Source organism: Streptomyces sp. NBC_00887 (assembly GCF_045207585.1).
This window is the reverse complement of the sequence record NZ_CP108788.1, coordinates 4,114,473-4,134,182: the sequence shown is the minus strand read 5'-3', so window position 1 is coordinate 4,134,182 and position 19,710 is coordinate 4,114,473. Positions and strand designations below refer to the sequence as shown.

Genomic DNA, 19,710 nt, shown 5'->3' with positions numbered 1-19,710 from the left:
GCGTAAGGGAGTCGTCCCCTGGGGCGGCACCCGGTGCGATCCCGGGGCGAGGAGGACGGGCCATGATGCAGAAGGCCAAGATCCTCCTGGTCGATGACCGGCCGGAGAATCTGTTGGCGCTGGAGGCCATTCTCTCCGCGCTCGATCAGACACTGGTACGGGCATCGTCAGGGGAGGAGGCGCTCAAAGCGCTGCTCACGGACGATTTCGCGGTCATTCTGCTGGACGTCCAGATGCCGGGGATGGACGGCTTCGAGACGGCCGCGCACATCAAGCGGCGCGAGCGGACCCGGGACATCCCGATCATCTTCCTCACCGCGATCAACCACGGTCCGCATCACACCTTCCGGGGCTATGCGGCGGGAGCGGTGGACTACATCTCGAAGCCCTTCGACCCCTGGGTGCTGCGCGCCAAGGTCTCGGTGTTCGTCGAGCTGTACATGAAGAACTGTCAGCTGCGTGAGCAGGCGGCGCTGCTGCGGCTCCAGCTCGAGGGCGGTGCCCACGCGGGCGCCGCCGAGAAGGAGCCGGCCGGTCTGCTGGCCGAACTCTCGGCGCGGCTCGCCGCGGTCGAGGAACAGGCGGAGGCGCTCTCCAAGCAGTTGGACGACGAGTCGGCGGACGCCGCGGCCGTGGCGACCGCGGCCCACCTGGAACGCAAGCTCACCGGACTGCGCCGCGCACTGGACGCGTTGGAGCCCGGTGCAGGCGGCTCCGGGGCCGCTCTGCCCTCGCAGGGCTGACCTGCGGCGGTTGAGGAAGCGTCAGTTCGGCGCCCGCACAGGGCGACACGGTCGGGTGAAGCGGTAGGCACACGTGTCCCGTGCCGTAGACACCGGTAACCTCAGGCACATGGCCTCACGTACGTCCGGCAAGGGTTCCCAGGGCACGGCGGGCACCGCGAAGCGTGCCGGCCGTACCCAGGGACCGGCGAAGAAAGCCGCGCCCGCCAAGAAGACCGCGCCCGCGAAGAAAGCCCCCGCCAAGAAGGCCGTGGCCAAGAAGCCCGTGCCCAAACCCGCACCGTCCCCCACCGGGGGCGTGTACCGGCTCGTCCGTGCCCTCTGGCTGGGGACGGCACACGGTGTGGGTGCGGTGTTCCGTTCCATAGGGCGCGGCGCGAAGGGACTCGACCCCGCGCACCGCAAGGACGGCCTCGCCCTGCTGCTGCTCGGTCTCGCGCTGATCGTGGCGGCGGGCACCTGGTCGCATCTGCAGGGCCCTGTCGGTGATCTCGTCGAGATGCTCGTGACCGGCGCGTTCGGCCGGCTCGATCTGCTCGTGCCGATACTGCTGGGCGCCGTCGCGGTGCGGCTGATCCTCTATCCGGAGAAGCCCGAGGCCAACGGCCGTATCGTCATCGGCCTCTCCGCCCTCGTCGTCGGAGTGCTCGGCCAGGTCCACATCGCCTGTGGATCGCCCGGCCGTGAGGACGGCACAGGCGCCATGCAGGACGCGGGCGGGCTGATCGGATGGGCCGCTTCCAAGCCGCTCGTCTTCACGATGGGCGAGGTTCTCGCTGTACCGCTGCTCCTGCTCCTGACGGTATTCGGTCTGCTGGTCGTCACCGCAACCCCGGTCAACGCCATTCCGCAGCGGCTGCGGCTGCTCGGCTCCAAGCTCGGCATCGTCGACCCGGTGCACGAGCACGGCGAGGAGGGGCACGACGACGACGGGTACGACGAGCAGTGGCGCGAAGCGCTGCCCGAACGCTCGCGGCGCTCTCCGGGACGCCGTCCGGAGACGGACGGCGACGACGACCCGGACCATGCCGAGGGCGAGGCAGTGGCCAGGCGGCGCCGCCCGCGCAGGCACTCCGTCCAGCCCGCCATGAACCGCACGATGGACGCCGTGGACGTGGCCGCCGCGGCTGCGGCAGCGCTCGACGGTGCGGTCCTCAACGGCATGCCGCCCTCGCCGGTCGTCGCCGATCTGACGCAGGGCGTCTCCACCGAGCGGGACCGCGAGCGGACGGGAACGCCCGTGCCAGGGGCCAGGGCGGGGGAGAAGGCACCTTCGGGCGGCAGGGCCCGAAAGGCCGCGTCGCCGTCATCCGGCGGCGTACCCGACCTGACCAAGCCCGCCCCCGAGCGGTCCCAGCCACTGCCTCCGCGCGCCGAGCAGCTCCAGCTCTCGGGCGACATCACGTACTCCCTGCCCTCGCTCGACCTGCTGGAGCGCGGCGGTCCCGGCAAGACGCGCAGCGCCGCCAACGACGCGGTCGTCGCCTCACTGACGAACGTCTTCACGGAGTTCAAGGTCGACGCGGCCGTCACCGGGTTCACCCGCGGCCCGACGGTCACCCGGTACGAGGTGGAGCTCGGCCCGGCCGTCAAGGTCGAGCGGATCACCGCCCTGACCAAGAACATCGCGTACGCGGTCGCCAGCCCCGACGTCCGGATCATCTCCCCGATCCCGGGGAAGTCCGCCGTCGGCATCGAGATCCCGAACTCCGACCGGGAGATGGTCAATCTCGGAGACGTGCTGCGCCTCGCGGACGCGGCCGAGGACGACCACCCGATGCTCGTGGCGCTCGGGAAGAACGTCGAGGGCGGCTACGAGATGGCGAATCTCGCGAAGATGCCGCATGTCCTGGTCGCCGGTGCGACGGGGTCCGGCAAGTCCTCCTGCATCAACTGCCTGATCACGTCGGTCATGGTGCGGGCGACCCCGGAGGACGTCCGGATGGTGCTGGTCGACCCCAAGCGTGTCGAGCTCACCGCGTACGAAGGCATTCCGCACCTGATCACGCCCATCATCACCAACCCGAAGAAGGCCGCCGAGGCACTTCAGTGGGTCGTACGGGAGATGGACCTGCGCTACGACGACCTCGCGGCGTACGGGTACCGGCACATCGACGACTTCAACCACGCCGTGCGCAACGGCAAGGCCAAGGCGCCCGAGGGCAGCGAGCGCGAGCTGTCCCCGTACCCCTATCTGCTGGTGATCGTCGACGAGCTCGCGGACCTGATGATGGTCGCACCGCGCGACGTCGAGGACTCCATCGTCCGCATCACCCAGCTGGCGCGCGCCGCCGGCATCCACCTGGTGCTCGCCACCCAGCGGCCCTCCGTCGACGTCGTCACCGGACTGATCAAGGCCAATGTGCCCTCACGGCTCGCCTTCGCCACCTCGTCCCTCGCCGACAGCCGCGTCATCCTCGACCAGCCGGGCGCCGAGAAGCTCATCGGAAAGGGTGACGGACTGTTTCTGCCGATGGGTGCGAACAAGCCCACGCGCATGCAGGGAGCGTTCGTCACCGAGGACGAGGTCGCGGCAGTCGTCCAGCACTGCAAGGATCAGATGGCGCCGGTCTTCCGCGAGGACGTGGTGGTCGGCACGAAGCAGAAGAAGGAGATCGACGAGGACATCGGCGACGACCTCGATCTGCTCTGCCAGGCCGCCGAGCTGGTCGTCTCCACCCAGTTCGGTTCGACGTCGATGCTCCAGCGCAAGCTGCGGGTCGGCTTCGCGAAGGCGGGCCGGCTGATGGACCTCATGGAGTCGCGCAACATCGTGGGCCCCAGCGAGGGTTCCAAGGCGCGCGACGTGTTGGTGAAACCGGACGAGATCGACGGAGTGTTGGCCGTCATTCGTGGGGAAACCGCTTCGTAAGAGTTTTGCGGGCAACCGTTTCGCCCGGTCGTACGTCAAGTTGAAGGGAGGAACAGCGGGATGATCCGTCCTGTGCTCCCTCCCCTGCATTGCCCAAGGGGCTGTCCGGCGAACCCGATGGCGTACAAAGTCGTCCCTCCCGGTTGCCCCACCCTTTCGTACCACCCCTAGACTGAACATCCAGCAGGTGGCTCACGCTCGAAAGGCGCCCCCGTGTCCATCGGCAACTCCCCCGAAGACGACCGTACTTCGATCGGTCGCGCGCTTCATCAGGCTCGTATCGCCGCAGGTCTGACGGTCGAGGAAGTCAGCAGCTCCACCCGGGTGCGCATCCCCATCGTGCACGCGATCGAGGACGACGACTTCTCCCGCAGTGGCGGCGACGTGTACGCGCGCGGTCACATCCGAATGCTCGCCCGCGCCGTTCGGCTGGAGCCGGATCCGCTGGTCGCGCAGTACGACGCCGAGCACGGCGGCCGTCCTGCGCCCACGCCCGCGGCACCGTTGTTCGAAGCGGAACGGATCCGTTCCGAACCCCGTCGGCCCAACTGGACCGCGGCGATGGTCGCGGCGATCGTCGCCGTGATCGGCTTCGTCGGTTTCACACTCTTCAACGGCGACGACGGCTCCGGAACCGCACAGGTCGCGGAGGGCTCCACGCCCGACAAGACGACTCCCAAGCCCACCCCCACCACCAAGCCGGCCGACCCCAAGCCCGTGCCCTCCGAAAGCGCCATCGCCGCAGCTCCGCGCGACAAGGTGACGGTGAAGCTCAGCGCCACCGAGCGCAAGAGCTGGATCTCGGCGAAGGACCACAACGGGCGGCTGCTCTTCGACGGGATCCTGCTCCAGGGCGACTCGAAGACCTTCCAGGACAACGAGCGCGTCGATCTGGTCCTCGGGGACGCCGGGGCGATCGAGCTCTTCGTGAACGGCAAGAAGGTCGACGGCCGCTTCGAGCCCGGTCAGGTCGAGCGGCTTTCGTACACGAAGGGTGATCCCGAGGTCGGCTGACCTCCCCCGCCCTCTCAGCGGTGAGTGCCCGGCGGTCGCGCCGGGCACTCACCGTCTCTGTTTTCCTTGCGCGTCACCCGGTGTTCGGTCACTCCCTGTAGCAGTGAACCCTGCACGGCAGGACGAGTGCCGGGACAAAGTAGTCTTGAGCCCATGCCCGAACGCCGTACCGTCGCCCTTGTCACTCTTGGCTGCGCCCGTAACGAGGTGGACTCGGAGGAGCTCGCAGGCCGCTTGGCAGCGGACGGCTGGGAGCTCGTCGAGAACGCCTCCGACGCGGATGTCGCCGTCGTCAACACCTGTGGATTCGTCGAAGCCGCCAAGAAGGACTCCGTCGATGCCCTGCTCGAAGCCAATGATCTGAAGGATCACGGCAGAACCCAGGCCGTGGTGGCCGTCGGCTGCATGGCCGAGCGCTACGGCAAGGATCTCGCCGAGGCGCTGCCGGAAGCGGACGGGGTCCTCGGCTTCGACGACTACGCCGACATCTCCGACCGCCTGCAGACCATTCTCAACGGCGGTATCCACGCCTCCCACACCCCGCGCGACCGGCGCAAGCTGCTCCCGATCAGCCCGGCCGAGCGGCAGGACGCCGCCGTCGCGCTGCCCGGACACGCCCAGGAGGAGGTCACGCCGGCTCCTGCGGACCTCCCGGAGGGTCTCGCGCCCGTATCCGGTCCGCGGGCACCGCTGCGCCGCAGGCTGGGTACCAGCCCCGTCGCGTCGGTGAAGCTCGCCTCCGGCTGCGACCGCCGCTGCACCTTCTGCGCCATTCCCTCCTTCCGGGGGTCCTTCATCTCCCGGCGTCCGTCGGACGTCCTGGGGGAGACGCGCTGGCTCGCCGAGCAGGGCGTCAAGGAGGTCATGCTGGTCTCCGAGAACAACACCTCGTACGGCAAGGACCTCGGCGACATCAGGCTCCTGGAGACCTTGCTGCCGGAGCTCGCCGACGTCGACGGGATCGAGCGGATCCGCGTCAGCTACCTGCAGCCCGCCGAGATGCGCCCCGGACTGATCGACGTCCTCACGTCCACGCCGAAGGTCGCCCCCTACTTCGACCTCTCCTTCCAGCACTCCGCCCCCGGAGTGCTGCGCGCGATGCGACGCTTCGGCGACACGGACCGTTTCCTGGAGCTCCTGGACACCATCCGCGGCAAGGCGCCGCAGGCCGGTGCCCGGTCGAACTTCATCGTCGGCTTCCCCGGCGAGACCGAGGCCGACCTCGCCGAGCTGGAACGCTTCCTCACCGGAGCGCGCCTGGACGCCATCGGGGTGTTCGGGTACTCCGACGAGGAGGGCACCGAAGCCGTCGGTTACGAGAACAAGCTGGACGCCGACGTCATCGCCGAGCGGCTCGCCCACATCTCGCAGCTGGCCGAGGAACTGACCTCGCAGCGTGCCGAGGAGCGGGTCGGCGAGACCCTTCAGGTTCTCGTCGAGTCGGTGGAGTCCGAGGAGGACGGCCCCGTCGCTGTGGGCCGTGCCGCGCACCAGGCGCCCGAAACGGACGGGCAGGTCGTCTTCACCGCACGCGAGGGTCTCGTGCCGGGCCGTATGGTCGAGGCAAAGGCAGTGGGCTCCGAGGGAGTGGACCTCGTGGCCGAACACCACGAGCTTGCGGAGGCAGCCAGATGACGGGACTCCCGGCATCCGCGGCAGGCGGCTCCGGCGCGACGCCGGTACCCCGCGGCGGCAAGCTGGGCACGGCGGCCGTCGACCAGGCCGGTCTGTGGAACATCGCCAACATCCTGACCATGGTGCGGCTGCTGCTGGTCCCGGGCTTCGTGATGCTGCTCCTGCACGACGGAGGCTACGACCCGGTCTGGCGGTCCTTCGCGTGGGCGGCCTTCGCCGTGGCGATGATCACCGACCTGTTCGACGGCCACCTGGCGCGCGCGTACAACCTGGTGACGGACTTCGGGAAGATCGCCGACCCGATCGCCGACAAGGCGATCATGGGCGCGGCGCTGATCTGCCTGTCCTCGCTCGGGGATCTGCCGTGGTGGATCACGGGTGTGATCCTCTTCCGGGAACTCGGCATCACCCTCATGCGCTTCTGGGTGATCCGGCACGCGGTGATTCCGGCCAGCCGTGGCGGGAAGATGAAGACGCTGGCGCAGGGCACAGCCGTCGGGATGTACGTCCTGGTGCTGACGGGGCCGCTGGCGACGATGCGCTTCTGGATGATGATGGCCGCCGTCGTGCTGACGGTCGTCACCGGCCTCGACTATGTGCGCCAGGCCGTTGTGCTGAGGCGCCAGGGGCTTGCGGCGGAGCGGTACGCGGCCATGGAAGCGGTCACGGCGGCAGCGGATTCGGGCGCGGGGCACTGCGCTTCGAGCACGGGCCACGGCGCTTCGGGCACGGAAGCCGACGGAGTAGCCGTGAAGCCCGTGAGCGGCAGCCGGGGCGCTGCGGAGGCCGAGCGGTGACTGCCGTGGCGGCCCGGGTGCTGCGGCGGCTCGTGGAACGGGGCGAGACACTCGCCGTCGCCGAGTCACTCACCGGCGGCATGGTCGCCGCGGAGCTCACCTCCGTACCCGGCGCCTCGCGGTCCTTCCGCGGGTCCGTCACGGCGTATGCGACGTCCCTGAAGCATGACGTCCTGGGCGTCGACGGGCTGCTTCTCGCCGAGCGCGGTGCGGTGGACCCCGACGTCGCGCGCGCGATGGCAGCAGGCGTACGGCTGACCCTGGGCGCAGACTGGGGAGTGTCGACCACCGGGGTGGCGGGGCCCGAGCCGCAGGACGGCAAGCCCGTCGGAACGGTCTATGTGGCGGTCTCCGGGCCCGGTGGCGTACAGAAAGTAGCCGAGCTGAGGTTGAACGGCGAGCGGGCGGACATCCGTAGAGAGAGCGTACGGAGCCTGCTCGAGCTGCTCTCCGGCGAACTCGGCGACAACGCGGGGGCACAGGATACGGAACAGAACGGGGGGAATTGATGTTTGCAGCCCTGAGTGAACACGACATCGCTCCCCGCACGGCCGCAGCGCAAGGCGGTACGGTGGGGCGTGAAGGATGCGGCTACGCGGTCCGAGGAGGGAGCCACCGATGATTCTGCTCCGTCGCCTGCTTGGTGACGTGCTGCGTCGGCAGCGCCAGCGCCAAGGCCGTACTCTGCGCGAAGTCTCCTCGTCCGCCCGAGTCTCGCTCGGCTATCTCTCCGAGGTGGAGCGGGGGCAGAAGGAGGCATCCTCCGAGCTGCTCTCCGCCATTTGCGACGCGCTTGACGTACGGATGTCCGAGCTCATGCGTGAAGTGAGCGATGAACTGTCTCTGGCAGAGCTGGCCGAGTCGGCAGCAGCCAGCGACCCGGTGCCTGTGCCGGTACGCCCAATGCTCAATTCAGTCTCCGTGTCGTCGGTGGCAGGCGTGCCGACGGGACGAGTGACAATCAAGGCGCCTGCGGAAGCGGTGGATGTCGTCGCCGCCTGACCTGCGTGGTTCATTGAGAACCGAAAGCCCCGGTCGACCCTGATGGGTCGGCCGGGGCTTTCGGTGTGTGCGGGGCTGTTCACAGGGCAGGCGCGGAGTGAGGCGAAAATTCGCAGCAGCCGCCCGATGAGTGTTTTATTACATATGTGCCATCGTGGACGGGTGGCACGCCGAACAGAATCTGATCGGAGAATCGCATGTCTGTCGTGAAGAGTCCTTTGTCGGAGAGTGACCGCAAGGTCGTGGGGGATGCACTCCAAGGCGCCCTGGTCGACCTGGTCGACCTTTCCCTGGCGGCGAAGCAGGTCCACTGGAATGTGGTCGGTCCGCGCTTCCGGTCCGTGCACCTCCAGCTCGACGAGGTCGTGGACACGGCGCGGCAGCATTCGGACACGGTCGCGGAAAGGGCTTCAGCGGTCGGTGTCAATCCTGACGGGCGGAGCCGGACCCTCGCCAAGACCACGGCCATCGACTCCGTTCCGGAGGGCTGGATCAAGGACGTGGACGCGGTACGGGCACTCGTGGACGCCCTCCGTGTGGTCGTCGACCGTATGCGGGAGCGGATCGACGCGACCGGTGAAGCGGATCCCGTCAGCCAGGACATCCTGATCACGCTGACGGCGGATCTCGAGAAGCATGCCTGGATGTTCCAAGCCGAGAGTGCCTGACCAGCGCCTGGCGACCGGCCGGCAGCTGTTGTCAGCGGTCGGCGGCGAACGAGTGAGGAGTCGACATGAGTGACAAGAACGCCATGGACAAGGCCAAGGGCAAGGCCAAGGAAGCGACCGGCAAGGTGACCGGTGACCGCCGTATGGAGGCCGAGGGCAAGACCGACCAGGCGAAGGCGAAGGCCAAGGACGCCCTGGGCGCGGCCGGTGACCGCGCCAAGGGTGCCAAGGACTCGATGACGGACGGCGACGGGCGCTAGTCCTCGCCAGGGCGGCCCGTAGGCCGCGTACGCCCCCGCTGACTCCTGTCGCGGGGGCGTACGCATGTCGGCAGGCACACCGGGGTGCGGGATGCAGGCGGGGCCGTATCGGGGGAAACTGCGGGGAGGGCCGCGGTTTGACCCCTCTTTCCCGGCGGCCCGCTGGAGAGCGTGCGTCATCGTCCTGTTCGCGCCGCGCACGCTGGTAGTGCACCAGTGCGCCCTCCCCTCAGCGGATCGAGCCGTACTAGCGTCCAGCGTCGGCCGGAGGAGGCAGCCATGGTGCGGCGGTGGGTGCTGGTGCTCGCCCTCGGCGGAGCGTGGTGGTGGGCCGTGCTCCGCCTGTTACTGGCGCCGGAACACGCCGGACCGGTCGAGGGCGCGGTGGCGGCCGGCGGCTGGGGGCTGAGCCTGCTGCCCGTTCATGTGACGGCGACTGTCCGGCCGGGGCGCCCGGCGAAGCGGACCGAGCCGCACCGTCGTGAGAACAGTGAGTTCGGAGTGGAGTGATTCCCGCCAGCGGCGGGCGGCGCGGAGTGACCCGGGCCCGCGGCGGGCGGTGCGGAGTGATCCGGCCCCGCGGCGGGCGTCTCCTAAGGAGTGGGCCCCGACTGGCAGCGCGGACACCAGTACGTGGGCCGGTCGGCCTGGTCCGCCTTCCGGATCGGCGTGCGGCACCTCAGGCATGGGCGGTGGGCCCGGCCGTAGACGAAGAGCCGCTCCCGCGTCGGGGCCCGGCCGAGAGAGGCGACGGGGCCGGTCGTCGTCCGTGTGGGGCGGTCGCGGTTGGCTTCGAGGAGCTGCTTGGCGGTCGTCACCAGACGGCCGGCCGTGGGCACGGGCAGCTCTCCTACGGGCAGCCACGGGGTGACGCGGGCCAGGAAGCAGAGCTCGCACTTGTAGACATTGCCGATGCCGGCCAGGTTGCGCTGATCCAGGAGCGCTTCCCCGAGAGGGCGTGCGGGATCGCTGAGCAGATTGCTCAGAGCAGTGTGCGGTTCCCAGTCCGGCCCCAGCAGATCGGGGCCGAGGTGGCCGACGGCCTGTTCCTCGTCCCGGGTGCGGAGCAGTTCGAGGACGGGGAGCCGGTAGCCGACGGCGGTGTGCTCCGCGGTGGCCAGGACGGCGCGGATCTGGTGTGCGGGCCCGCCGCGCCAGCGTTCTCCCGCGTCGTAGACGCGCCAGGCGCCGTCCATCCGCAGATGGCTGTGGAGGGTGAGACCGTCCTCGATGCGGGTGAGGAGATGCTTGCCCCGCGCGGTGACATCGAGCACAGCACGGCCGGTCAGGTCCGCGGTGGCGAACCGTGGGACCCGTAGGTCGGAGCGGGTCAGCACATGACCTGCGAGCGCCGCGTCGAGACGCTTGGCGGTCTGCAGGACGGTGTCACCTTCGGGCATGTCTCCATGATGCGCGGCCCCCGGCACGGACGGGAACTGCCGGCCGCCACCGTCACCTGAGGGGTTTCAGGCGCGCAGACGCAGCCCTCTGGGCGTGGCGAGGAAACCGGCGGCCTCCAGGGTGCGGCCCAGCGGGGAGGTGAGGGAGGAGGCACCGTTGGTGCGCTCCACCGTCACCGTGCCGAGCGTCCCTGCACGGGCGGCCGACGCGAGCGCCTCGGCCGCAGCCAGAAGCGCGGGATCGGCGGGGTCGGTCGGCCATGCCAGCAGGGTCTTGCCGCCGCGCTCCATGTACAGCGTCAGCTCACCGTCGACGACGACCACCAGCGCGCCGGCCTTGCGGCCGGGCTTGTGCCCTGCGCCGTCCGGGGAATCGGGCCACGGCAGGGCCGCGCCGTACGCGTTGGCCGGATCGGCCGCCGCGAGAACGAGCGCGGGGGGAGTCGCCCCGGGGTCCGTACGGTCACGGGCGGTCGACGTCGCCCTGAGCCGGTCCACGGCACCGTCCATCGCGAACTGGGCTGCTCCCAGGCCCTCGACGACATACCCGCGGCGTGCCTGGCCGCTGTCCTCGAACGCGGCCAGGATGCGGTACGTCGCGGAGAACCCGCCCTCGACACCTTCCGCCTGCACGGCGCCACGGGTCACCACACCGTGGCGGTCCAGGAGCGTGCGGGCCAGTGCGTGTGCGCGGTGGGTCGGTTCGGGCTCGGCCGGGGGCAGCAGGGACCACCGGCCCGAGACGGTCGGCGGACCGGTGCGGGACGCGGGACGAGCGGCGGCGGTCAGCGAGCCGTAACGACCGCGCGGAACACTGCGCTTCGCCCGGTGGGCGGTGGATCCTGCCGTGCGCCCCGAGCCCAGGAACGAGCGCAGCGGGGCGAGGGTGTCGTTGGTGAGGCGGCCGGACCAGACAAGGTCCCAGAGTGCGTCCGCCAGTTGCGGATCGGTGCAGTCGGGGTGGGTGGTGGCGCGGACCTGATCGGCGATCTGCCGGAAGAACAGGCCGTACCCGCCCCGCAGGGTGGTGAGAACCGACTCGTGCAGCGCGGTCTGCTCCAGCGGATGGGGCGGCGGCAGGAGCAGCGGCGCACTGTCCGCGGGATAGAGGGAGAGCCAGCCGTCCTTCCCGGGCAGCGCGCCCGCGCCGGCCCATACGACCTCGCCGGTGGTCGTCAGCTCATCGAGCAGCGCGGGGGTGTACCCCGCGACGCGGCTCGGCAGGATCAGCTTCTCCAGAGCCGACGCGGGGACCGGGGCACCCTGCAACTGCTCGATGGCACGGGCCAGTCCGTCGATCCCGCGCAGGCTGTTGTCGCCGATGTGCTGCCACTGGGGGAGGAAGCCGGCCAGGGCGGCGGGCGGCACAGGCTCCAGCTCCTGGCGGAGTGCTGCGAGCGAGCGGCGGCGCAGGCGCCGCAGGACCGTGGCGTCGCACCACTCCTGTCCGATTCCTGCCGGGTGGAACTCGCCCTGCACGATCCGGCCGGACGCGGCGAGCCGTTGCAGCGCGCCGTCCGTGACAGCGCTGCCGAGACCGAAGCGGGCGGCGGCCCGGGTGGTGGTGAACGGGCCGTGGGTACGGGCATGGCGGGCCAGGAGGTCGCCGAGAGGATCCTTCACCGGCTCGGTGAAGGCCTCGGGAACGCCCACGGGCAACGCGGTTCCGAGGGCGTCGCGCAGCCGGCCCGCGTCCTCGATGGCCGCCCAGTGGGCGGACCCGCCGATCCGCACCTGGATCGCGCGCCGGGCCGAGGCGAGCTCGGGCGCCCATTCGGACTCGGCACCGCGCGAGGCCAGTTCGTCGTCGGTGAGCGGACCGAGGACGCGCAGGAGATCGGCGACTCCTTCGATGTCCTTGATCCTCCGGTCGTCCGTCAGCCACTGCAGCTCCCGCTCCAGTTCGTCCAGGACATCGGCGTCGAGGAGCTCGCGCAGCTCCGCCTGGCCGAGCAGCTCGGCCAGGAGGTGGGAGTCGAGCGAGAGTGCGGCGGCACGCCGCTCGGCGAGAGGGGAGTCACCCTCGTACAGGAACTGTGCGACGTAGCCGAAGAGGAGCGAGCGCGCGAACGGTGAAGGCTCGGTGGTCGTCACCTCGACCAGACGGATGCGGCGTGCCTCCAGGTCGCCCATCAGCTCCGTGAGACCCGGGACGTCGAAGACATCCTGGAGGCACTCGCGGACCGCTTCGAGAACGATCGGGAACGAGCCGAACTCGGAGGCCACCTGCAGCAACTGGGACGCTCTCTGGCGCTGCTGCCAGAGCGGTGTGCGCTTCCCGGGGCTGCGGCGGGGCAACAGGAGGGCACGCGCCGCACATTCACGGAACCTGGATGCGAACAGGGCCGATCCGCCCACCTGATCGGTGACGACCTGGCTGATCTCCCCCTTGTCGAAGACCACATCCGTGGCGCCGACGGGAGGCTGCTCACTGTCGTACCCGCCGGCACCCGGGAAACCCGGGGCCACGTCGCCCGGCCCGGACTCGGGATCCGCCTGGTGTCCGGGACCCGCCTGCACCGGGTCGAAGTCGAGCAGATCGAGGCCCATCAGATCGGCGTCCGGAAGCCGCAGCACGATGCCGTCGTCCGCATGCATGATCTGGGCGTCCATGCCGTAGCGCTCGGCGAGCCGGGCGGACAGGGCGAGAGCCCAGGGGGCGTGCACCTGGGCACCGAACGGCGAATGCACCACGATCCGCCAGTCGCCGAGCTCGTCGCGGAACCTCTCGACGAGGATGGTCCGGTCGTCGGGGACGTGACCGCAGGCACGACGCTGCTCGTCCAGGTACGACAGGATGTTGTCCGCGGCCCAGGTGTCGAGGCCGGCAGCGAGCAGCCGGTGCCGGGCGTCCTCGGGCGACAGCCCGCCGACCTCCCGGAGAAAAGCGCCCAGCGCGCGGCCCAGCTCCAGCGGCCGCCCCAGTTGGTCGCCCTTCCAGAACGGCAGGCGCCCCGGGACACCGGGGGCGGGCGAGACCAGGACCCGGTCCCTGGTGATGTCCTCGATCCGCCAGGACGTGGTGCCCAGAGTGAAGACGTCGCCGATCCGGGACTCGTACACCATCTCCTCGTCCAGCTCGCCGACCCGTCCGCCGCCCTTCTTGGGGTCCGCTCCGGCGAGGAAGACCCCGAAGAGTCCGCGGTCGGGGATGGTGCCGCCCGAGGTGACGGCGAGTCGCTGGGCACCGGGGCGGCCCGTGACCGTACCGGCGACGCGGTCCCAGACGACGCGCGGGCGCAGCTCAGCGAATGCGTCGGACGGATAGCGCCCGGCCAGCATGTCGAGCACCGCCGTGAACGCGGATTCGGGCAGCGAGGCGAACGGGGCGGCCCGCCGGGCGAGGGCCAGCAGATCATCGGCCTGCCAGGTGTCGAGCGCCACCATGGCGACCAGCTGCTGGGCCAGCACGTCCAGGGGGTTGGACGGGATCCGCAGGGCCTCGATGGCTCCCTGGCGCATCCGCTCGGTGACCACCGCCGCCTGCACCAGATCGCCGCGGTACTTGGGGAAGACCACCCCGGTGGACACCGCGCCCACCTGGTGCCCGGCGCGGCCCACCCTCTGCAGCCCCGAGGCGACGGACGGCGGGGACTCGACCTGGATCACCAGGTCTACCGCACCCATGTCGATACCGAGCTCCAGGCTCGAGGTGGCGACCACAGCGGGCAGCCGGCCGGCCTTGAGGTCCTCCTCGACCTGGGAGCGCTGCTCCTTGGACACCGAACCGTGGTGCGCACGGGCGAGCAGAGCGGGCGCACCCTTGGCCGCCCCGGACTCGGCCATGATCTCGGCGGGGGAGTGGGCCTCGGGCATCGCTTCGCCCGTTGCCCGCTCGTAGGCGATCTCGTTGAGCCGATTGCAGAGCCGCTCCGCCAGCCGCCGGGAGTTGGCGAAGACGATGGTGGAACGGTGGGACTGGACGAGATCCGCGATCCGCTCCTCTACATGCGGCCAGATCGACGGCTTCTCCGCCTGGTCCGCCCCGCCGTCGGTGGCGGGAGAGCCGCCCAGTTCACCGAGATCCTCGACAGGAACCACGACCGACAGGTCGAACTCCTTGGTGGACGGAGGCTGGACGATCTCCACCTTCCGCTGCGGCGACAGGAAGCGCGCCACCTCGCCGACCGGGCGCACGGTCGCCGACAGCCCGATGCGACGCGCAGGCCGCGGCAGCAGCTCGTCCAGGCGCTCCAACGACACGGCGAGGTGGGCACCACGCTTCGTGCCCGCGACGGCGTGCACCTCGTCCAGAATCACCGTCTCGACCCCCGCGAGCGCCTCCCGGGCCGATGAGGTGAGCATCAGGAACAGCGATTCGGGGGTGGTGATGAGGATGTCAGGCGGCTTGGTCGCCATCGAACGGCGCTCGGCCGGCGGGGTGTCGCCGGAGCGGATCCCGACCCGCACCTCCGGCTCGGGAAGCCCCAGACGCACCGACTCCTGGCGGATCCCGGTCAGCGGCGAGCGCAGATTGCGCTCCACATCGACCGCGAGAGCCTTCAGCGGCGATACGTACAGCACCCGACAGCGCTTCTTCGCCTCGGCCGGCGGCGGGACCGCGGCCAGCCGGTCCAGCGAGGCGAGGAAGGCGGCGAGCGTCTTGCCCGAACCGGTCGGCGCGACGACCAGAACGTCCGAACCCTCGCCGATGGCACGCCAGGCACCCTCCTGCGCCGCGGTGGGCGCGTCGAAGGCACCTGTGAACCAGCTGCGGGTCGCGGGTGAGAACGAATCGAGTGCGGAACCGGCCATGTCCCCCATCGTGCACCCCACCACTGACAACGGCCGCCGAGCGTGCCTGACGTCCACCGAGCGGACCTGCGGGCACCGGCCCGGAGCTGCGAGAATGCGAGCATGGCGGCAGCGGGAGCAACGGAGGAATGGGCGAGGTACTGGCGGCACGCCGAGCTGCCCGAGCTCGATCTGCTGCGCGCCCGGTATGTCCGTCACACCTTCCCGCGCCACAGTCACGAGGGCTACGTCTTCGGCACGATCACCCGCGGGATCGAGGACGTGGGGCTGCCCGACGGCACCGTGCACGCCGGTCCGGGCACCGTGGTCATGATCAACCCGGAGGTGCCGCACACCGCCCGCGCCGGAGACCCCGACGGCTGGGTGTACGCCACGCTCTACCCGTCCGCCCAGGTGGTCAACGACATCGCGGCCGACCTGACGAGCCTGCGCGGCACCGTCGGTTTCGCCGAGACCAGCACGGCGGACCCCGAGGCGGGCCGGCTGATCACGGAGGTCCACCGGGCGGCGGAGGAGAGCAACGCGCTCGCGGCCGACAGCCTGCTGAGGGTTCTGGTCGCCCGGCTGCTGGACAGCCACGGCCGGGTGCTGCCCACGCGTACGCCCCGCTCCGCAGGCGCCGGCGACGCAGCCCGTGCGCGGGCGGCACTGGAGGCGCGGATGGAGCGGCCGCCCACCCTGGAGGCGCTCGCCGCCGAGCTCGGCACCAGCCCCTTCGCGCTGCTCCGGGCCTTCAAGAAGCAGTACGGAATGCCACCGCACACCTGGCTCACCGACGCCCGGGTCCGCCGGGCACGGCAGCTGCTGGACGCGGGGACCGCGCCCGCCGATGCCGCCACGGCCGTCGGCTTCACCGACCAGCCGCACCTCAACCGCCACTTCACCCGGATCGTGGGAGTGCCCCCGGGCGCGTACCGGCGCGAGCGTGCAAGAACGTACAAGACCGGCACGTAACTCGCCACGTAACGTTCCGGGCGTGGCAGAACAGACAGCACCCCCCGAAAGTGTCGGCGTCATAGCCGGCAACCCGCCCGCCGTCGAGGAGAAGACGGACGCGGCGGTCGTCCGCGACGCGCTCGGCGTGGGCGTGGCCGTAGGGCTCTCCGGCTTCGCGTTCGGGGTCACCTCGGCAGGCTCCGGGCTGACCCTCCTGCAGACCTGCGTACTCAGCCTCCTCGTCTTCACCGGCGCCTCGCAGTTCGCCCTCGTGGGCGCGCTCGCGGCGGGCGGCAACCCCTACACCGCCGCGGCCGGCGCGTTCTTCCTGGGCGTACGCAACGCCTTCTACGGGCTGCGGCTGTCGCAGCTGCTCGCCCTGCCGCGCGCGGTACGGCCCTTCGCCGCCCACTGGGTCATCGACGAGACGACCGCGGTCACTCTTCCCCAGCCCACCCGTCGGGCAGCGCGCATCGGTTTCACGGTCACCGGACTCACCCTCTACGTGCTGTGGAACCTGACCACGCTGGTGGGCGCACTCGGTGCCGAGGCGCTCGGCGACACCGACACCTGGGGGCTGGACGCGGCGAGCCCCGCCGTGTTCCTCGCCCTGCTCGCGCCGATGCTGAAGAGCACCACGGAGCGCGTCACGGCCGGCGTCGCGGTTCTGCTGGCCCTCGGGCTGCTGCCGGTACTGCCCGCCGGCGTACCCGTGCTGCTGTCCGCGCTGGCAGCACCCGTAGTCCTCTTCCTGATGGGACGCGGGAAGACCGCGAAGACCGAAACCGCCGCAGAAGAGCCCGAGGAGCGTCGATGAACGTCTGGATCGCCATCGGACTCACCGTGGCCGGCTGCTATCTGGCCAAGCTCGCGGGGCTGCTGGTTCCCGCCGGAGTGCTGGAGCGACCGGTCGTCCAGCGGCTGGCCGCGCTGCTGCCGGTGGCGCTGCTCGCGGCCCTCACCGCGCAGCAGACCTTCGGCGACGGACAGCAACTGGTACTGGACGCCAGAGCTGCCGGGCTCGCCGCAGCGGCCCTCGCACTCGTTCTGCGGGCGCCCTTCCTGGTCGTCGTCGGCGCCGCCGTCGTGGTCACCGCGGGGGTGCGCGCCCTGGGATAGGCGGTCGGCAGCGGATCAGCGGAGGCTGCGCCCGTGCGCCCGCAAGGTCTGCAGGGCCTTGAGCGTCACGATCGGGCGCCCCTCGAGAGCCGTGCCCGGTGCCCACTGCCGCCAGGTGACCGGCCAGCCGCCGTCCTCCTGCTGTTCGGCCTCCAGATGATCGAGCGAACGGTCCAGCTCGGCGTCGCTGAACCAGCGGCGCGCGAGCGACCCGGGCGTACGCGCGTAGTCGTACGGGAAGTGGTGCTCACCGGGCGCGTATCCGGGAGCCACCGGGTGGTCCGCGGACCGCTGCGGATCCAGCACCACCAGCCGCTGCTCACGCACCAGCCGCCCCAGACGGTCGGCGGCGGCTTCGGCGCGCGCCCGGTCCGGGACACCGTCCAGGAAGGCGACGGCCGCCTCGATCTCGTAGGGGTGGGACTGCTCCAGCGCTTCCACGGCGGTCCAGCAGAAATCGGTGGCCCGGAAGAGCCAGGCGTGCCACACCTGATTACGGTGCAGCAGCCCGACGACGGGGCCCGTGGCCAGCAGTTCGGCGGGCGGATCGTCGACGACCGGGATGAACGGGGCGGCGGGATAGCCGCGCTGAGAGGGGTGGAGCGCCGGCAGTGCGCCCTCTTTGGTCGACACATCGGTGAGATAGCGACAGATCCGTTCCACGCGCAGACCGGTGCAACGACCGATCGAATCGAGAACACTCAGCGCGTGAGCGGTATGCAGCGGCTGGCTCACGGGCCCGCGCAGATCGGGTTCGAGCGAGTGCCCGTAGCCGCCGTCCTCGTTCAGATAGGCGGCGAGCGCGGTCTCGACCACATCCGCACCCCCGTCCAGGAAGTGGTGGGCGAACCGCCGCTGCTCGAGGACACGTGCGGTGAGCCAGATGAACTGCTCGGCGCGGGCGAGGGAATTTGCTCCGGTTCCAGCCATGGACCGACCGTAGAGGGGAAAGCGCAGCCGGTAGGGCGTACCGGCTCGGCTGCACCCTCAGGAGCGGGATACTGAAGGCATGCGGTTGACGATTTTCTGGGAGCGGATGGCGGACCACTTCGGTGAGGGGTACGCGGATTCCTTCGCGCGCGACCACGTGATGGCCGAGCTCGGAGGCCTGACGGTGCACGAGGCACTGGCCGCGGGCTGGGAGACCAAGGACGTCTGGCGCGGGGTCTGCTCGGCGGTCGGCATCCCCGCCGACAAGCGCTGACCGCAAGGTCCGGCACCGGGGCGGGCATCCGCTGTCACCGGAGTGAGCGAGACTTGTCCCGTGGCACCGACAGACGAGACCGCCGAGATCCAGCAGCCCGACTCACCCCCCGTCCCGCCCGCCGAGCCACCGACCCCACCGACCGGCAGCGGTCCGGTCCGGATGCCTGCCTGGCTGCCGCGCGCGATGATCCTCGCCCTGGCGCTCTACGGGTGCTTCCAGCTCGGCAGCTGGGCGTTCGACCAGCTCATCGGGTTGCTGACCAACGTACTCATCGCCTTCTTCCTGGCGCTCGCCATCGAGCCGGCGGTCAGCCGCATGGCGACGCGCGGGATGCGCCGTGGACTCGCCACCTTCCTGGTCTCCCTCGGTGTGCTGATCTTCGGAGTCGGCTTCGTCGTCCTGCTCGGCTCCATGCTCGCGGGCCAGATCGTCGACATGGTCGAGGACTTCCCCCAGTACCTCGACTCGGTGATCAACTGGGTCAACGAGACCTTCCACACCTCCCTCTCGCGGGTCGAGGTGCAGGACAGCCTGCTCCACTCGGACTGGCTCCAGAAGTACGTCCAGAACAGCGCGACCGGGGTGCTCGACGTCTCCACGACGGTGCTCGGCGGGCTCTTCCGGCTGCTGACGATCTTCCTGTTCTCGTTCTACTTCGCGGCCGACGGCCCCCGGCTGCGGCGGGCGCTGTGCTCCGTACTGCCGCCCGCCCGGCAGGCGGAGGTACTGCGCGCCTGGGAGATCGCGGTCGACAAGACCGGCGGCTACATCTACTCGCGCGGCCTGATGGCGCTGATCTCCGGAGTGGCGCACTACATCCTGCTGGTGATCCTCGGAGTGCCGTACGCTCCGGCGCTCGCGGTCTGGGTCGGTCTGGTCTCGCAGTTCATCCCGACGATCGGCACGTACCTCGCGGGTGCGCTGCCGATGCTGATCGCCTTCACCGTCAATCCCTGGTACGCGCTGTGGGTGCTCGGATTCGTCGTGGTCTACCAGCAGTTCGAGAACTACGTGCTGCAGCCCAAGGTCACCTCGAAGACGGTCGACATCCACCCCGCCGTCGCCTTCGGATCCGTGGTCGCGGGTACCGCTCTGATGGGCGCGGTCGGTGCACTGATCGCCATTCCGGCGGTGGCGACGCTCCAGGCATTCCTGGGCGCGTACGTGAAGCGCTACGCCGTGACGGACGACCCGAGGGTGCGTGGCGGCCACGGCCGGCGCCGCGGTGAGCCGGTGCTGTCACGGATCCGCCGTGCGATCAGGGGCCGCGGCGACCGGTGACGCGGGGCTGCGATCGGCGGC

General features: G+C 70.4%; 18 protein-coding genes. 15 read left to right on the top strand and 3 right to left on the bottom strand.

Annotated elements, in window-relative coordinates; translation table 11 throughout:
- Positions 1-62: 62 nt before the first annotated feature.
- The 10 genes from OG844_RS18755 (at position 63) to OG844_RS18710 (ending at position 9,501) form a co-directional block, all read left to right on the top strand.
- A complete protein-coding gene (locus OG844_RS18755) occupies positions 63-743 on the top strand; it encodes a two-component system response regulator (RefSeq protein ID WP_406391697.1) in 681 nt (226 codons plus the stop codon).
- A 109-nt stretch (positions 744-852) separates the two neighbouring features.
- Positions 853-3,615 carry a DNA translocase FtsK gene (locus OG844_RS18750; RefSeq protein ID WP_406391696.1) on the top strand — a complete coding sequence of 921 codons (2,763 nt, stop codon included), beginning with the start codon at positions 853-855 and terminating at the stop codon, positions 3,613-3,615.
- 213 nt (positions 3,616-3,828) lie between these two features.
- Positions 3,829-4,629, top strand: a complete 801-nt coding sequence (locus OG844_RS18745; protein WP_406391695.1) for a helix-turn-helix domain-containing protein — start codon at positions 3,829-3,831, stop codon at positions 4,627-4,629.
- A gap of 153 nt (positions 4,630-4,782) precedes the next feature.
- Positions 4,783-6,264 (top strand): 30S ribosomal protein S12 methylthiotransferase RimO, encoded by a 1,482-nt coding sequence (gene rimO, locus OG844_RS18740; RefSeq protein WP_351167757.1) that lies wholly within the window; start codon positions 4,783-4,785, stop codon positions 6,262-6,264.
- Positions 6,261-7,061 (top strand): CDP-diacylglycerol--glycerol-3-phosphate 3-phosphatidyltransferase, encoded by an 801-nt coding sequence (pgsA, locus tag OG844_RS18735; RefSeq protein ID WP_406391694.1) that lies wholly within the window; start codon positions 6,261-6,263, stop codon positions 7,059-7,061. The genes rimO and pgsA overlap by 4 nt, the downstream gene beginning before the upstream one ends.
- Positions 7,058-7,570: a CinA family protein gene (locus OG844_RS18730; protein WP_406391693.1), complete on the top strand. Its 513-nt coding sequence runs from the start codon at positions 7,058-7,060 to the stop codon at positions 7,568-7,570. Before pgsA ends, OG844_RS18730 begins: the two co-directional genes overlap by 4 nt.
- A 109-nt stretch (positions 7,571-7,679) precedes the next feature.
- Positions 7,680-8,063 (top strand): helix-turn-helix domain-containing protein, encoded by a 384-nt coding sequence (locus OG844_RS18725; protein WP_069169097.1) that lies wholly within the window; start codon positions 7,680-7,682, stop codon positions 8,061-8,063.
- A 197-nt stretch (positions 8,064-8,260) separates the two neighbouring features.
- Entirely contained in the window at positions 8,261-8,731 is a 471-nt protein-coding gene (locus OG844_RS18720) for a Dps family protein (protein ID WP_406391692.1), read from the top strand.
- Between the two features lie 65 nt (positions 8,732-8,796).
- On the top strand, positions 8,797-8,991 hold the full coding sequence (locus OG844_RS18715) for a CsbD family protein (RefSeq protein WP_406391691.1): 195 nt from the start codon (positions 8,797-8,799) through the stop codon (positions 8,989-8,991).
- Between the two features lie 279 nt (positions 8,992-9,270).
- Complete coding sequence (locus tag OG844_RS18710; RefSeq protein ID WP_406391690.1) at positions 9,271-9,501, top strand: hypothetical protein; 231 nt, start codon at positions 9,271-9,273, stop codon at positions 9,499-9,501.
- Between the two features lie 83 nt (positions 9,502-9,584).
- Here OG844_RS18710 and OG844_RS18705 read toward each other — a convergent pair whose 3' ends face one another.
- On the bottom strand, positions 9,585-10,391 hold the full coding sequence (locus tag OG844_RS18705; protein WP_406391688.1) for an Fpg/Nei family DNA glycosylase: 807 nt from the start codon (positions 10,389-10,391) through the stop codon (positions 9,585-9,587).
- Positions 10,392-10,457: 66 nt separating this feature from the next.
- A complete protein-coding gene (locus OG844_RS18700; RefSeq protein ID WP_406391686.1) occupies positions 10,458-15,146 on the bottom strand; it encodes a DEAD/DEAH box helicase in 4,689 nt (1,562 codons plus the stop codon).
- Positions 15,147-15,248: 102 nt separating this feature from the next.
- Between OG844_RS18700 and OG844_RS18695 the strand changes: the two genes are divergently transcribed.
- Genes OG844_RS18695 through OG844_RS18685 form a run of 3 tightly spaced genes read left to right on the top strand, consistent with a single transcriptional unit; the run spans position 15,249 to position 17,201 of the window.
- A complete protein-coding gene (locus OG844_RS18695; protein WP_406391685.1) occupies positions 15,249-16,100 on the top strand; it encodes an AraC family transcriptional regulator in 852 nt (283 codons plus the stop codon).
- A gap of 22 nt (positions 16,101-16,122) precedes the next feature.
- On the top strand, positions 16,123-16,899 hold the full coding sequence (locus OG844_RS18690; RefSeq protein WP_406391683.1) for an AzlC family ABC transporter permease: 777 nt from the start codon (positions 16,123-16,125) through the stop codon (positions 16,897-16,899).
- Positions 16,896-17,201: an AzlD domain-containing protein gene (locus OG844_RS18685; RefSeq protein WP_351167777.1), complete on the top strand. Its 306-nt coding sequence runs from the start codon at positions 16,896-16,898 to the stop codon at positions 17,199-17,201. Before OG844_RS18690 ends, OG844_RS18685 begins: the two co-directional genes overlap by 4 nt.
- 15 nt (positions 17,202-17,216) lie before the next feature.
- Here the strand turns inward: OG844_RS18685 and OG844_RS18680 are convergent, their stop codons facing one another.
- The gene (locus OG844_RS18680; RefSeq protein ID WP_406391681.1) at positions 17,217-18,131 is read right to left on the bottom strand and encodes a hypothetical protein; all 915 of its coding nucleotides are present in this window, start codon (positions 18,129-18,131) and stop codon (positions 17,217-17,219) included.
- Between the two features lie 79 nt (positions 18,132-18,210).
- Between OG844_RS18680 and OG844_RS18675 the strand changes: the two genes are divergently transcribed.
- Complete coding sequence (locus OG844_RS18675) at positions 18,211-18,405, top strand: DUF3046 domain-containing protein (RefSeq protein WP_356427076.1); 195 nt, start codon at positions 18,211-18,213, stop codon at positions 18,403-18,405.
- A 162-nt stretch (positions 18,406-18,567) separates the two neighbouring features.
- A complete protein-coding gene (locus OG844_RS18670; RefSeq protein ID WP_406396180.1) occupies positions 18,568-19,689 on the top strand; it encodes an AI-2E family transporter in 1,122 nt (373 codons plus the stop codon).
- Positions 19,690-19,710 lie beyond the last annotated feature (21 nt).